The organism is Olsenella sp. CU969 (genome assembly GCF_905219715.1).
GTDB classification, from domain to species: Bacteria; Actinomycetota; Coriobacteriia; order Coriobacteriales; family Atopobiaceae; genus Granulimonas; species Granulimonas faecalis.
The window spans coordinates 1-14,688 of record NZ_CAJMXC010000047.1 but is presented as its reverse complement, the minus strand read 5'-3'; the positions used below and the strand labels follow the sequence as shown (position 1 = coordinate 14,688).

The 14,688-nt window shown below is 69.8% G+C and carries 13 protein-coding genes; 9 read left to right on the top strand and 4 right to left on the bottom strand.

The window, feature by feature from the left end:
- Positions 1-71 precede the first annotated feature (71 nt).
- The 3 genes from JX283_RS05800 (at position 72) to JX283_RS05790 (ending at position 2,635) form a co-directional block, all read left to right on the top strand.
- Entirely contained in the window at positions 72-926 is an 855-nt protein-coding gene (locus JX283_RS05800) for a Cof-type HAD-IIB family hydrolase (protein ID WP_305082429.1), read from the top strand.
- Positions 927-947: 21 nt separating this feature from the next.
- Positions 948-1,568, top strand: a complete 621-nt coding sequence (locus JX283_RS05795; protein WP_204829736.1) for a nitroreductase family protein — start codon at positions 948-950, stop codon at positions 1,566-1,568.
- A 92-nt stretch (positions 1,569-1,660) separates the two neighbouring features.
- The gene (locus tag JX283_RS05790) at positions 1,661-2,635 is read left to right on the top strand and encodes a 3-hydroxyacyl-CoA dehydrogenase (RefSeq protein WP_204829735.1); all 975 of its coding nucleotides are present in this window, start codon (positions 1,661-1,663) and stop codon (positions 2,633-2,635) included.
- Positions 2,636-2,898: 263 nt separating this feature from the next.
- On the opposite strand, the gene JX283_RS08835 is transcribed toward JX283_RS05790, so the two are convergent.
- A complete protein-coding gene (locus JX283_RS08835) occupies positions 2,899-4,005 on the bottom strand; it encodes a sensor histidine kinase (RefSeq protein ID WP_370583419.1) in 1,107 nt (368 codons plus the stop codon).
- A 1-nt stretch (position 4,006) separates the two neighbouring features.
- On the bottom strand, positions 4,007-4,705 hold the full coding sequence (locus tag JX283_RS05785) for a response regulator transcription factor (RefSeq protein WP_204829734.1): 699 nt from the start codon (positions 4,703-4,705) through the stop codon (positions 4,007-4,009).
- A gap of 52 nt (positions 4,706-4,757) precedes the next feature.
- Here JX283_RS05785 and JX283_RS05780 point away from each other — a divergent pair, with 52 nt between their 5' ends.
- Together JX283_RS05780 and JX283_RS05775 are read left to right on the top strand one after the other, a co-directional pair.
- Positions 4,758-5,024, top strand: coding sequence for a hypothetical protein (locus JX283_RS05780; protein ID WP_168354136.1), 267 nt, complete (start codon positions 4,758-4,760; stop codon positions 5,022-5,024).
- A gap of 195 nt (positions 5,025-5,219) precedes the next feature.
- The gene (locus JX283_RS05775; RefSeq protein ID WP_204829733.1) at positions 5,220-5,516 is read left to right on the top strand and encodes a hypothetical protein; all 297 of its coding nucleotides are present in this window, start codon (positions 5,220-5,222) and stop codon (positions 5,514-5,516) included.
- Positions 5,517-5,658: 142 nt separating this feature from the next.
- Here JX283_RS05775 and dtd read toward each other — a convergent pair whose 3' ends face one another.
- A complete protein-coding gene (dtd, locus tag JX283_RS05770; RefSeq protein ID WP_204829732.1) occupies positions 5,659-6,105 on the bottom strand; it encodes a D-aminoacyl-tRNA deacylase in 447 nt (148 codons plus the stop codon).
- Positions 6,106-6,151: 46 nt separating this feature from the next.
- Positions 6,152-7,675 carry a carboxypeptidase M32 gene (locus tag JX283_RS05765; RefSeq protein ID WP_204829731.1) on the bottom strand — a complete coding sequence of 508 codons (1,524 nt, stop codon included), beginning with the start codon at positions 7,673-7,675 and terminating at the stop codon, positions 6,152-6,154.
- Between the two features lie 160 nt (positions 7,676-7,835).
- On the opposite strand from JX283_RS05765, the gene JX283_RS05760 reads away from it, so the two are divergent.
- The 4 genes from JX283_RS05760 to JX283_RS05745 form a co-directional block, all read left to right on the top strand.
- Positions 7,836-9,053 carry a PLP-dependent aminotransferase family protein gene (locus JX283_RS05760; protein ID WP_239652491.1) on the top strand — a complete coding sequence of 406 codons (1,218 nt, stop codon included), beginning with the start codon at positions 7,836-7,838 and terminating at the stop codon, positions 9,051-9,053.
- A 3-nt stretch (positions 9,054-9,056) separates the two neighbouring features.
- Positions 9,057-10,049 (top strand): D-alanine--D-alanine ligase, encoded by a 993-nt coding sequence (locus tag JX283_RS05755; RefSeq protein WP_204829729.1) that lies wholly within the window; start codon positions 9,057-9,059, stop codon positions 10,047-10,049.
- A gap of 87 nt (positions 10,050-10,136) precedes the next feature.
- Entirely contained in the window at positions 10,137-11,090 is a 954-nt protein-coding gene (locus tag JX283_RS05750; protein WP_204829728.1) for an ROK family protein, read from the top strand.
- 1,648 nt (positions 11,091-12,738) lie between these two features.
- Positions 12,739-14,688 (top strand): Wadjet anti-phage system protein JetD domain-containing protein (locus tag JX283_RS05745; protein ID WP_239652490.1); only part of this gene is annotated, 1,950 nt, incomplete at its 3' end.

The following is a 14,688-nucleotide window of genomic DNA, read 5'->3' as shown; positions in this document are numbered from 1 at the left end:
GCCCTCCCGCAGGGCGTGGGCGCATCTCGGGTAGAGAGCAGCCGATCGGAAAAACCGACAGAGGAGTAACCGTGGCAGACAGGATCGCCTTTTTCGATGTGGACGGCACGCTGCTGTCCTTCCGCACCCATTCCATGCCCGAAACCACCCGCGTGGCCCTGCGCGAGCTGAGAAAGAACGACGTGCTGATCTACGTGGCGTCCGGACGCGCCCTGTTCCANCTCCCGCGCGCCCTGCGCGAGGGCGAGGGCGACTTTCCGGGATTCGACGGGTTCCTCTGCAACTCGNGTCAGATCTGCCTGGACGATCGCGGCATCTTCCGCATGACGGCGCTCGACCCGGCCGACGTCCGCGCCATCACCGAGCAGTCCATGGACGGCTCCTACGACATCGTCTACATGACGGCCGACCGCGCCTTCACCCCGCGCCACGGCGACCTCGTGCNCCGCGCCGAGGAGAACGCCAACGTGCGCTTCGACGAGGACTCCCCCGAGGAGGCCTACAAGCGCCCGGTGTTCCAGATGAACGCGTTCATCGCCCCCGAGGACGAGCACCGTATNCTCGAGGTGACCGACAACGTCAAGCTCGTGCGCTGGACCGAGGACTTCGCCGACATCATCCCGGCCGACGGCGGCAAGGACCAGGGCGTGCTGGCGGTGCTCGAGCACCACGGCATCGACCGCTCCGGCGCCTACGCGTTCGGCGACGGCGGCAACGACGTCTCCATGCTCAACGCCGTGGGCTGCGGCGTGGCCATGGGCAACGCCGACCACCGGGCCAAGGCCGTGGCCGACGTCATCACCACCTCGGTGGACGACGCGGGCATCTACCGCGCCTGTGTGCACCTGGGCCTCATCGACGACGTCCTGGGCATCTGCGGCGGCGACCGCACCTACACCGTCATCGAGGACAAGGGCGGGCGGTAGGCGCCCGGGGAAGGTGGTCCCATGGACAGGGAGAAGGTCATCTCGCGCGTTGAGCTCGACTACGGGCTCGACGACCTCGCCGCCACGGTGAGGCGCAACCGCAGCTACCGACGCTTCGACGAGGGCGACCCCATCGGCCGCGACCTCATGGTCTGCCTCGTGGACCTGGCCCGGCAGACGGCCTCGGCCGCCAACCTGCAGCCGCTGCGCTACCGCGTGGTGGCCGACGCCACCGTGCGCGACGACGTCTTCGGCTGCCTGGGGTGGGCCGGCTACCTCGCCGACTGGGACGGCCCCGAGGTGGGGGAGCGCCCCACCGGCTACATCGTGGTGTGTTGCGCCGGCAAGGTGGCGCCGCTCACGTGGGTGGACGCCGGCATCGCGGCCCAGACGATCCTGCTGGGCGCGAGCGAGGCGGGCTTCGGCGGCTGCATCGTGCGCAACTTCTCGGACCGCCTGCCCGAGGTGCTGGGCATCGACCCGNCGGTCGNCGAGCCGCTTCTCGTGATCGCCCTGGGCGCCCCGCGGGAGACCTGCGTGCTCGAGCCCTTGGGGGACGCCCCCGACGGCATCCGCTACTGGCGCGACGCCGACGGCGTGCACCACGTGCCCAAGCGTTCCCTGGAGGACGTCCTCATCTAGGGCCCTGCGTTTCAGTGCAGTTGGAACCGACCTGTTTTGGGAATCTCTGCAACAGTGGTCGTATCGACAGGTCCAAGACGGAGGGACACACCATGGCGTTTGAGAAGGTCGTCGTCGCCGGAGGCGGCGTGCTCGGTTCCCAGATCGCGTTCCAGAGCGCCTACTGCGGGCTGGGCACCTGCATCTGGCTGCGCAGCGAGGGGAGCATCGGCCGCACGCGGCCCAAGCTCGACCAGCTGGTGAAGGACTACCACGCGCAGATCGACGCCATGGAGGCGGCCCTGGCCAAGAGCCGCGCCGACGGCGAGCCCATGGCGCCCGGTGTCTGGGCCATGGGCATCGCGGACCCCGACGACNTCGACCCGGCCCGCTNCCACGGGGCGGTGGACGCGGCCGCCGAGAACCTGCGCCTGGAGCTGGACCTCTCCGCCGCCGTNGCCGACGCCGACGTGGTCGTGGAGTCCATGGCCGAGCAGGAGGAGGCCAAGATCGAGTTCTACAAGAGGCTCGCGCCCCTCATGGCCGAGAAGACCGTGCTGGTCACCAACTCCTCGAGCCTGCTGCCCTCCAAGTTCACCCGCTACACCGGGCGACCCGACCGCTACCTGGCCATGCACTTAGCCAACCACATCTGGCGCAACAACATCGCCGAGGTCATGGCCCAGCCCAAGACGTCGCAGGAGTCCTTCGACGCCATCATGGAGTTCGCCGGCCAGATTCGCATGCAGCCCCTGCCGGTGCGCAAGGAGAAGGCGGGCTACCTGCTCAACTCCATGCTCATCCCGTTCCTCTTCTCGGCCATGGACCTCTACGTCAACGGCATCTCCGAGCCGGAGTCCATCGACACCGCGTGGGTCCGCGGCACCGGCGCGCCCAACGGCCCGTTCCAGATCCTGGACGTGGTGGGCCTCGTGACCGNCTACAACNNNGTGCAGCCNTACACCAAGGTCCCGGGCTTCATGGCGCCGTACAACTTCAAGGGCATCTCCCGCATGCTCAAGGAGAAGATCGACGCCGGCGAGACGGGCGTGGCGGCCGGCAAGGGCTTCTACACCTACGGCGGCTAGGTCCGCCCGCGGCACGGCGGGCGTGACAGCGGTGCCTGGCCCATCTGTCACTTCGTATATTAATATGTTGATTTAATCGCCCGCCCGGGNCCGGCCCCGGGCGGGCGCGGCGGGCGCAGCTGGAGTGGCGGCAGCGGCGGGCGAGGCGGGAGCGGCCCCTCGTACCGCCCGCAGAACGTTCCGCGGGCGGCGCTCCCGCGCCTCTCGCCCCAAGCCTCCGCGGCCGGCTGGGACAAAAGTGTCCGACCATTGGGACGGCCCCGTCAGAGCGGGATCTCGGGCAGGGCGAGCGTCCCTCTGGGGACGGGTCGCACGGAGAGGGAGAACCCCTGGGCCGTTGCGTATCGGAGTGCCAGCGCCATCCCGATGCCGGTGCTGCCGCNCTTTCCCTTGCCAAAGCGCTCGAACACCACGGCGAGGTCCTCCTCGGAGATGGGAGCCCCGTCGTTCACGGCCCAGAGGCGGGCCTTCCCATCGGCTGCCGAGCAGCCCAACCGCACAGTGCCCTCGCCGTGGCGGATGGCGTTGGTCAGCATGTTGAGAACGGCGGCGTAGGTGAGGTCGAGGTCGAAGCTGCACACGACGGGCTGCGGTCCATGGAGGACGAGGTCCACGCCCTTGTCGGTCGCCGTGGGGGCCAGGCTCCGTTCAGCGTCGTAGAGGAGCTCCCGTAGGTCGGCCCGGTGGGGGTGGGGCTTGAGCCTCCCGGCGTCGGCTCTGGCCAGCCCCATGATCTGGTCGACGAGCGCGGCCATCCGCCCCGCCTCCCTGCCAATCGACGCATAGGCATCGTCGGTCGTCACGAGGCCGCGCCGTGCCGCCGCGCTCCAGCCGCCGATGGCCATGAGCGGGGCCTTGAGCTCATGGGCGGCATCGCCAAAATAACTCTCCGCTCGCAACCTTCTGGCCTCGAGGGCGCCCACTGCGGCGACCTTCCGGCTGAACCTCCCCGTCGCCGTGACGGTCAGAGCGATGAAGGTTCCGCCGCAGACAAGGGCCAGNGCGGCGCAGGGCCCCGTGACGAGGACGTAGCGCACCCCGCCGGCGGGGGAGGTCCGGTAGATGAGCAGCNCGCCGCCTGTCCGGATCAGTTGCGGGCGTGGGTCGGCCGCGAACCCCTCGTCCGTCAGGCGATGGCGGAGCCCGTCTTCCCAGGGCCGGGCNGCGCTTCCTGCCTGTGGGGAGGAGGCCGGCAGCTCCCGAATCTGCCACCAGCCGTTTTCCGGCGACGAGAGGCTCTGCGCCCCGGTCGCGCAGAGGATGGAGAGGCCGATGAGGAACGCCGCCGCCACGGCTAGGAGTTCTCCCACGATCGTGACGGCGAGCTGATGGCGCAGCCGCTCGACCGCATCGCGTCCAGCCTCCGCCATCTCACTCGAGCTCTGTCAGTCGGTAGCCGAAGCCACGGACGGTCTGGATGCAGACGTCGGAGCCGGCCCTCGCGAGCTTGACCCGCACGCGACGGCAGGTCTCGTCCAGCGTCCGGCTCTCGACACCGTCGGGGAGCCGCCATACGGCCTCGAGGATCTGCTGGNGNGAAANAGCTTCCCCGTGGTTCTCCATAAAGAAAATGATAAGACGGAGCTCCGTGGGCGTTGCCAGGAGGGGTTGTTCCCCTACGTAGACGGCGTGGCGCCTCCGGTCCAACCTGGTGTTGCCGCAGGTGAGGTCGTCCTGGACGGGCGGGCACCCGGGATGGGCGGCATCGTAGTCCACGCGGCGCATGAGAGCCCGCACCCGGCTTACGAGCACNATCGGGTTGAACGGTTTCGCCAGGTAGTCGTCGCCGCCCAACGCGAGGCCGGAGCACACGTCGATGTCGTCGCCTTTGGCCGTGAGCAGCATGACGGGCACGGTTGAGGAGCGTCGGATGCGGGCAAGGGCCTCGAGGCCGTCCGTACCGCTCAGCATGACGTCGAGCAATACGAGGTCGGGTTCGTGGCGCCCGAACGCTTCCAACAGCTCGTCGGCGGTGGGAAAGGCCTCGACGGCAAAGCCGTCTGCCGTCAGAAACGACGTNACGAGCGTGCGCGTCGAGTCGTCGTCCTCTGCGTACAAGATAGACTTCATATTGAATCCCCGAACCGTCGCCCTTGCTGGCATCTTATCAGAGAGGCTCCTGTTGAAGAACAGATACATCGACAGGCCGTTTGCGGAGAGGCTCACGGACATCTGCTGGTTCGCAGGCATCGGGTTGAGCGCGCTGTGGACGACCCTCGAGGTCCTCGGCGTGCTTCCGTACGGCTCCTCGGACCTTGCCGCCCGGGTGGGCTCACTGGTCTTCTTCGTGCTGGCAGCCCTGCTCGCGCTCCTGTGCGGGAGTAGGGGCAGGCTCATCTGGTGCGTCGTGTGTGCCGTGGCGTCGCTCGCTTGGTGCTTCGCGTTCTAGCCGTGCCGGCTCGGCCCCGGTTTTGACAGAACCGTGACCCGATTGTGACTCGGCGGCGGTGGCCCCTCGTCCTCATCCCCCTCATCGTTAAGGCAGATGAAGAAGGGGGGCGAGCATGGTCTCTGCGAAAAAAGTCGTTCCGGCCGCTCTGGCGCTGTGCTCGCTTTTGGCGTTGTTTGAGGTAGGGCCGTCAATATGAAGCTGATCATGCTTCTGCGCCGTATCGGAATGTATGTCAAGTGGGATCCGATGACACTCTGGAATGCGGCGCTTGTGGTCTCGATGTTCCTGAGTCTTCTTGGGTTTTGGGGTTTTCGGGAGGGAGAGATCTTCACCAACGCTGTGCTGTTGATGGCTGCATCCATTGTGGGTGTGCGCTTTTATCGAGAGCGACATCCTGTCCTTGTCGGAATCTGCGCTCTCCTTGTCCTCTACTCCGTTCTGATGTTGGCCGTCGCTCTTGGCGCGGCCCCCCTGCCGTGGAGTTCGTGACAGCGGTGTCTGGCCCATCTGTCACTTCGCCCATTAATCGGTTGATGTGACCGCCCGCCCGGAGCCGGCTGGGACAAAAGTGCCCGACCATTGGGACAAAAGTGTCCGACGAGTGGGACAGCCGGTGGGACGGCACCGGCGGCTAGAACAGCTCGTCGGTGTCCAGCCAGACGGTGATGTGNCCGTCGNTCACCAGCGACACCTGCATCTCTGCGGCGAAGATGCCGGTGGCCACGGGCACGTCCTCCGCTGCGATCTTGCAAAACCGCTCGTAGAGGTCGCGTGCCAGGTCTGGGGGTGCCGCCTCGGTGAAGCTGGGCCGACGCCCCCTTCGCNCGTTGGCATACAGCGTGAACTGACTCACGATGAGGGCCNGCCCGCCCACGTCCACAAGCGAGAGGTTCATGTGGCCGGCCCCGTCGTCAAAGATGCGCAGATGGCAGATCTTGTCCCAGAGCTTGCGGGCCACGGTCTCGTCGTCATGCGGCCCCACGCCCAGAAGGATGCAGAATCCGCCTCCGATGGCACCTACGACCTCGCCGTCCACGGCAACTGACGCCTCGGTTACCCGCTGCAGCAACGCTCTCATGCCGCTTCCTTTCTGCCGTGACAAACCAACCTGGTACCGCGTCTCCCTACAGCCCGTACAGCTCGCCGAACTTGCGCTCCAGGTAGTCGCAGTAATAGCCCGGGTCGAACTCCTCGCCGCAGGCCTCCTCCACGATCCGCCTCGGCTCCTTGGAGCGGCCCCAGCGCCACACGCGGTCGCCCAGCCAGGCGCGCACCGGCGCCAGGTCGCCCGACGCCAGCACCTCGTCAAAGGGCGTGCCCCCGGCCGCTAGGTCCGCCGTCATGGCGTGCAGCAGCTGTGCGCCGTAGGCGCCGCCCAAGGCGTAGGTGGGGAAGTACCCGATGGACGCCTGGGACCAGTGGATGTCCTGCAGGGCGCCGCGACGGNCGTCGGGCACCTCCACGCCCAGGTACTCCCGGTAGAGCCGGCCCCAGGCCGCGGGCACGTCGGCGGCGGCGAGCTCGCCGGAGAGGAGCCCCTTCTCCACCTCGTAGCGCACCATCACGTGGAGCGGGTAGGTGAGCTCGTCGGCCTCGGTGCGCACGAGGCTCGGCTCCACGCGGTTCTCGGCGCGGTAGAGGTCCCCGGCGGTGACGCCCTCCAGCTTCTCGGGGAAGTGCGACGCCATGGCGGCCAGCAGCGGCCCCGCGAAGGCGCGGGAGCGGCCCACGTAGTTCTCGAAGAAGCGGCTCTGGGCCTCGTGCATGCCCATGGAGGTGNCGCCGGCCAGGCACGTGCGGTCGAACTCCGGGTCCACGCCGGCCTCGTACATGGCGTGGCCGNCCTCGTGGAGCACGGAGAACACGTTGGAGAGCACGTCGTCCTCGTAGATGTGGGTGGCGATGAACACGTGGCCGGAGTCGATGCCGTCGGAGAAGGGGTGCTCGGTGCGCCCCATCACGAGCTTCTCGGGGTCCACGCCCTCGAAGAGGGCGAGGTCGCGGGCCAGCGCCCACTGCCGATCGGGATCGAACGCCCCGGCCACGCAGGCGCGCGACGGNTGCGGCGCCGCGGCCACCCGCTCCGCGAGCGGCACCNCGCAGGCGCGCACACGCTCGAAGAACCGGTCGTAGAAGGCCTGGTCGCAGCCGGGCTCGTAGAGGTCGAGCAGTACGTCGTAGGGGTCGCGGCCCGGGTCGAGGCAGGCGGCCTGGCGGCGGCACAGCGCCACCACGGCGTCCAGGTGCGGCGCGAACACGCCCCAGTCGTTGTCCCGCTTGGCGCGGCGCCAGGCCATGGTGGCGTCGTTGACGGCGCGGCTCATGGCGCCGGCCAGCTCGTTGGGGATGCGCGTCTGCTCGGAACGGTCGCGCCCCAGCACGCGCAGGCGCGCGGCGTCCTTGAGGCCCAGCCCTTCGCGGTGGGCCTCCAACACGTCCAGGGCCGCGCCCATCTCGGCGCCGCAGAGCACCTCGCGGTCCATCTCCTCCAGGCCCGCCACCGCCTCGCCGCGGCCGGGGGCGGCCTTCTCGGGGTCGGCGGTCTCGGCCAGCCATTCGGCGCTCACGAGCGCGTAGCGCAGGGCGTAGCGGCGCGCCTCCATGGCGTCGATGGAAGAGAGGGCTTGTTCGAGGTCGCGGCTTGCCATGGGGGCTCCTGTTCGTCGGGGTGTCTTTGGCCATTGTGCCCCTTGGGCGACGGTCGGTTCGCGCCACGGGCGCCGTGATAGGCTAAAACAATCGGAAAGGNGCCCNNTGCCTAGCNCTCACCTTGNCTTCGACGAATGGGAGGACCTCTACGCCGACCGCGTGGAGCATCTCCGCCGCAGCGCCGTGCGAGACCTGTTCGCAGCCATATCCCGCCCCAACGTCATCGGCCTGTCCGGCGGCAGCCCCGACATCTCGANCCTGCCCCTCGACGAGGTGNCGGAGTGCGCCAAGCGCGTGGNGACCGAGAACGGCCTCAAGTCGCTGCAGTACGGNGGGTCCGACGGCCGCATCGAGACCCGCGCCATGGTGGCCGGCATGCTGGCCGAGGACGGCATCCACGTGGACCCCGACGAGATCATCATCACCGGTGGCTCCCAGCAGGCCCTGGACTTCATGGGCCGCGTCTTCATCAACCCAGGCGACAAGATCATCGTGGAGGGCCCCAGCTACCTCGGCGCCCTCCAGGCCTTCTCCGCCTACCAGCCCGACGTCGAGGTCGTGCCCATGGACGACGAGGGCATGCGCATGGACGCCCTCGAGGAGACCCTGAAGCGCCTCGGGCCCCGAGGCGCCAAGTTCATCTACACCATCCCCAACTTCCAGAACCCGGCCGGCGTGACCATGACGCTCGAGCGCCGAAAGCGCCTCCTGGAGCTCGCCCACGAGTACGACATCCAGGTCATCGAGGACGACCCCTACGGGCGCCTGCGCTTCGAAGGGGAGCACATCGCCCCCCTCAAGTCCATGGACCCCAACGTCATCTACCTCGGCACCACGTCCAAGATCTTCGCCCCGGGGATCCGTCTGGCCTGGTGCGTGGCGCCCAAGCCGGTGCTGGCCAAGATCAACCTCTGCGAGCAGGGCGCGAGCCTCTGCTGCAGCGCCTTCAACCAGATCCTCGCCGAGCAGTACTTCACCAACACGGACTGGAAGGGCACCCTGGTCAAGTCGCGCGCCATCTACCGGAGCCGCCGCGACGCCATGATCTCGGCCTTGGAGGAGTTCTTCCCGCCCGAGGCCACCTGGACCCACCCCGAGGGCGGCCTGTTCGACTATGTCACGCTGCCCCCGTACTTCGACACCGAGCAGATGATGTCGGCGGCCCTGGAGAACGGTGTGGCCTACGTGCCCGGCACCAACTGCTTCCCCGACGGCCAGGGCCGCTCCTCCATGCGCCTGGCCTTCTCCTATGAGCCGGAGGACAAGATCCGCGAGGGCGTCAGGCGCCTCTCGGAGGTCATCGCCGACCGCATGGAGCTCTACCGCGCCTTCCTCAAGGCGGGCGCGCTGCCCGAGACCCCCAGGAAAGGGATGTGAGCCATGGACAAGCCAACCGTTGCCGTCATCATGGGCGGCTCCTCCTTCGAGCGCCGCTTCTCGCTGGCCAGCGGCAAACACGNGGTCGAGGCCCTCGAGGCCAGCGGCCACAAGGTGCTGGCCCTCGACGCCGACGAGAACCTCGTGGACACCCTGCGCACCGAGCGCCCCGACGTGGCCTTCGTCGCCCTCCACGGCGCCGGCGGCGAGGACGGAGCCGTGCCGTCGCTGCTCACCTTCCTGGACATCCCCTTCGTGGGCTCGCTGCCCCCGGTGTGCCGCAACACCTGGAACAAGGCCGAGCTGCCCTTCGTCATGGCCCGCGCCTACGCCCCGGAGGACTCCGTGGTGCGCTGGCCCGCCCAGGTGGCGCTGCCCGAGGGGGCGTTCCGCAACCTTGGCGCCGCGGAGGCCCTCGACCTCATGCCCGAGCGCGTGGGCGGGTTCCCGCTGGCCGTGAAGCCGGCCTGCGGCGGCTCGGCCATGGGCCTCTCCAAGGTGGAGTCCGCCGACNGCCTGGGCGAGGCCCTCANGGGCGCACTGGCCTTCGACGACACGGTGCTCGTGCAGGAGTGGGTGGACGGCGTGGAGCTGTCCGTCACGGTGATCGGCGACCCCGGCGACGAGGAGGTGCTGCCGCCCGTGGAGATCGTGGCCGAGGGCGTGTACGACACCGATGCCCGCCNGGACCCGCAGGCTGNGAGCTACTTCTGCCCGGTGCGCCCGGAGTCGCTGTCGCCCGACGGGCANGAGGCCGCGNCCATCCGCAGCACCTGCGAGCGCGCCGCCATCGAGGTCTACCGCGCCTTCGGCTGCCGCGACATGGCCCGCGTGGACATGGTGTGGGACGGCGCCGCGCCCCGGGTTCTCGNCCTCAAGGTCTTCCCCGGCCTAACCGAGACCTCGNTCGTGCCCACGGCCCTGGAGGCCGCCGGGATCGCCCTGCCCGAGCTGCTCGACTCCATGGTCGAGCAGGNCTACGCGCGAGGCTGCTAGCTGTATGTGGACGGGGTCGCCGGAGGAGGGCCGGCGACCCCATTCGTTTCTCGNCCCGGCCGGGAGCGAGGGGAGAGAGGGAGAGCCATGGCTTCTGAGAAGGTCCCGTACCTGGTGGGCATCGACGTGGGCGGCACCACGGTCAAGGTGGCGCTGGTCACCATGGACGGCGACGTGGCGGACTTCTCCGCCGTGCGCACCGAGTCGATGCAGACGCCCGGGGAGCTGGCGTCGGCCGCCGGGAAGGTGCGCGCCATGGCCGAGGGCTTTGCCGGCGACGACGCCTNCATCGCCGCCGTGGGCCTGGCCCTGCCCNGCGTGGTCACCCCGGAGGACGAACTGCTCCTGGCCCCCAACGTGCAGGTGAACCTCGAGGGGCTCGTGGACGCCTTGGCCGAGGCCTTCGGCGTGCCGGTGTACCCGATGCACGACNCCAACGCCGCCGCGCTGGGGGAGCTCTGGCGCGGCAGCGGCCAGGGGGCGCGCAACCTCGTGTTCGTGACCCTGGGCACCGGCGTGGGCGGAGGTATCGTGGTCGACGGCAAGGTCGTCGTGGGCCGCGGCGGCACCGGCGAGATCGGCCATCTGCCCGTGGTGCCCGGAGGCCGTCTGTGCGGCNGCGGCAACCGCGGCTGCCTGGAGATGTACACGAGCGCCCGCGGCCTGGTGCACCTTTACCGCGACGCCTGCGCCCGCCACGGCCAGGTGCCGGTGGAGCTGGAGCACGACGCCCACTCGCTGCCGGTGTTCGAGGCCGCCCGCCACGGCGACGACGTGGCCGTGGAGGCCCTGGACGAGTACGCCCGCTACCTCGGGCGCGCGCTGGCCATGGTCGCGTGCACCCTNGACCCCGACGNATTTGTGGTGGGCGGCGGCATGAGCGCGGCGTTCGACCTCTTTGGGCCGCTCGTGGAGGACGCCTACCGCGACACGGTCATCCGCACGTGCCGGGACATCCCCATCCGCCCGGCGTCCCTGGGCAACCTTGCCGGTATGGTGGGCGCGGCCTACCACGGCGCGCAGAGGTCCGGCCTGCTGTAGGGGCCGGTGAGCCCGGGGCCGCGGCCCCGTTTTGGCATGGGNCATGCGGTATGGGGCTTGGGGCGCCCGGCTCGGGCCGTTTGGTACTTTTCGGTATATAATTTGATCTAAACCACCAAATGGGGCGCCGTTTGGTGGTTTTTTCCTCCGTCGACGGCCGAAAAGTACCAAACGGCTGCGGCGGCCAGCCGTGGGCGGGCCGCCGGCCTCGGTGGCGGGCAGGCCGTGGGGTCCTACCAGACCGGGTGGGTCCCGAGGAGCCTCTGGCGGAGCTGTGCCTGGGCCTGGGGGTCGGGGGTCTCGGCCGCCATGGAGAGGCGCCGGGCCACGAGGCGGGCCACCTCGTCGAAGGCGGCGGCGTTCCCCACGATCTGCGGGGTCAGCGAGAGAGGCTCGATGCCCGCGGTCTGGAGGGCGCTCCGCCGGGCCCGATCGCGGTCGGCGTCGTGCTGGGTGTGGAAGGAGCGGCTGTCGTACTCCAGGTCGAGCCCGGCGTCGGGCCATAGGATGTCGGGGCGCACGGTCCGGGTGCCGCCCAGCAGCCGGGAGGACGCCGACGATATCGGGACCTCCTCGTTGAGCCGGGGTAGCGGGAGCCCGTGGCCCCCGAGTTCCGGCGGCAGCACGAGCAGGAGGACGACGGCGGTCTCCATGGGCGAGGCGCTTCCGTCGCAGGTGTGGGTCAGGGCCTCGAGGGCCCGGCGCGCCCCCGGCATCCCCCGGTTGCGCCCCGTCTGGCGCGCGAGGTCCACCACCGAGACGAGAGGCTCCGGGAGTGTGGCGAATCCCGCCGGGAGGTCCGGGCGCAGCAGGTAGGTGCCGCACAGCTCCATGGCGAGCAGGCAACAGCCCACCGGGTCGAGGTCGCGTGCGCGCACCACGAAGTGCTGGGCGGGCGTGAGGGAGCACACGGCCTCGCAGCCGCCCACCTCGGCAAGGCTCCCCGCGGGAGGGTTCAGGGTCGAGCAGAGGCAGCGGACCCCCTTCGAGCGATGGATCTTGGCGGGGGTGTCCANCACCACGTCCACGGCCGGCTCGGGGCCTTCCGCGGGGCCGTGGGTCTCCGCGGCGGCGCGCAGGAACCCCTCGACGGCGGCGTGAACGGGGGTCTCTCTGAATCGCTTGATCTCTCGTGCGGAACAGCGGCTCCGGGCCATGGCGAGGCTGGTCTGGGAAGGGGAGAGGGGGTTGAGCGGGATTCCAAGGGTCCAAAACGCCCTCGCCATCAGGCCGCCAAACACGGTACCCATAGGCAGCTCCCTGAGGCGGTCGAACTGGTGGCTCCCATACTAGGGGANTTTGCGANGCCGGGGGAGGTCGCGGCTGTTCTCGGAACCATTTGGTGGTTTTTCCTCGGTATCGGGGCGGAAATCCACCAAACGGCACCCCATTTGGTGGTTTAGATGAGTTTTCATACCGAAAAGTACCAAACGGCTGCGACGGGTTGGCAGCCGTCAGCGGCGGCTGGGGCAGGCGGCGGGCGCCGGCAGCCGGCAGCGGTCGGGCCATCCCGGCTGCAAGCGGCCCCTTGGACCCTCGGGGAGTCCCGAGAAACAATCCCACCACACGGGCGATATACACTTGACAGGCCCATGGCTCCACGCCGCCGGGCTCCCATCGCACGTTCCCGCGGCTTGGAGGTCGCTCCTTGAAACCCACCGACACGTTCAAGTACCAGCTGCTCGAGAGGCTCTGTGNCGCCTTCGACGGGGCCGCCCCCGCCGACGAGCCGCCCACCCTGGTCCCGTCCGACATCCTACCTTCCTACCTCGAGCACGACGACGAGGCCTCCCGCAAGCAGGCCCAGTGGATCTTCTCGGCCGTGCAGTCGCTGGAGAGCCAGCGCATGGTGCGCATGACCAAGTCCAAGCACGACGGGGGCACCTACGTGGACACCGTCACCCTGGAGGACGCCGACAAGGCAGCCCACGAGCTCGAGAAGCTCGCTGCCCGCGTGGCCCAGGAGGAGGCCGAGCAGGCCCGGGCCGAGGAGGCCGTCGCCCGCAAGCGGCAGGCCCAGTCCCAGGGCGGTCAGACCCACGCGCAGCGACACGGTCGCCGCCGCACATCGGATCCTGTGGACCCGCGCATCACCGAGGAGGCCGCCGAGTACCTCGACGAGGTAGACTCGCCCCTCACCCCGCGCGAGCTCTCGCTGCTCGTCACCGGCGACACCAAGAAGCTCGACCGCGTGGGCCTCAAGCGCGTGGCCCAGACCCTGCGCCGCCGCGGCTCCAGCGCCAGCCGTTCCAACGTGGGAGCGCTGGAGGAGGCCGGCGTCGTGGNCGACCTCAAGACCATCTGCGTCAAGGGTCCCGTGGTGCTCANCACCNAGAAGNGCGCCGTCGACGCCTCGATCCTGCCCAACGGCATCTCGATGTTCGACGCCGACCTCGCCAACATCGACCGCGCCTACGTGCGCGCCTGCCGCATCGTCACGGTGGAGAACCTCGACGCCTACCGCCGCTGCAACGACGACGACGTCTACATCTACACCCAGGGTTCCGTGTCGCCGCGCCACCGGGCGCTCCTGCGCATGATCCACGAGCAGAACCCCGAGGTGGAGTTCGCGCACTTTGGCGACATCGACTACGCCGGCCTCAAGGCCCACAGGGTCATCGAGGACACCCTCGGCTGCGAGGTGGGCCTCTTCCACATGGGCATCGCCGAGCTGGCGAACCCGGCCTACCGCAAGGCCATCCACCCGCTCACGTCCAAGGACCGNGACCTCCTGGCCCAGCTCCTGGAGNACGAGCGCTACCGCGGCCTCNTCTCCTANNTGCTCGAGCGCAACGTGAAGCTCGAGCAGGAGATCGTGGCGCTGGACCTCTTCAGCGACTACGACGTGGACTCCGCCATGGCGGCCCTCCCCGCCGGCCGCGGCGGCCAGGGCGAGGGGCAGCAGGACGACGGCAAGCGCCGCGAGGGCACCTACCGCAAGCAGAGCCAGCACTCGCGCGGGCAGCGCAGGCAGCAGGCCGCCGACGGCCAGGGCGCCCAGCAGTCTTCGCAGCAGGTCTCCAAGGCCGAGGCCGCACCCAAGGTTGAGCCCGCCGAGCCCGAGGCCGCCGTCGGGGCGGAGGCGCCTGCGGACGCCGCGCCCGCCGAGAAGGCCGACGCCCCCAAGCCGCGCCGTCGCCGCCGCTCCCGCAGGCCCAAGGCCGAGCAGGGCGCCGAGGGGCAGGCCGCGGAGGAACGGGCCGCCGAGGGGCAGGACACGGAGGGACAGGTCGCGGAGGCGGCGGACGCCGAGCAGCCCGCGGCCGACGCCGACGCTCCCGAGGGGCAGGTCTCCACACCCGAGACCACGCCCGAGGATGCCCCCGCCCCCGAGGCGGAGGCCGAGGGCGGCGACGCCCGGTCCGCCGAGCAGGATGCGGAGCCGGAGCAGAAGGACGTGCGCCCCGGCCGAGCCGGGCGTCGCCGCCGCAGCACCCGGTCCAAGGCCGCTGCCGAGAAGGCCGCCGAGCAGCCTGAAGCTGTAGCCGATGCCGCAGCCGAGGCCGGCCAGGTGCCCAAGCCCGAGGACGCTCCCGAGCCTGCGGCCGACCGGCCCGACGCCGAGGCGCCGGCCCCCGAGACCGACGCCCCCAAGCGG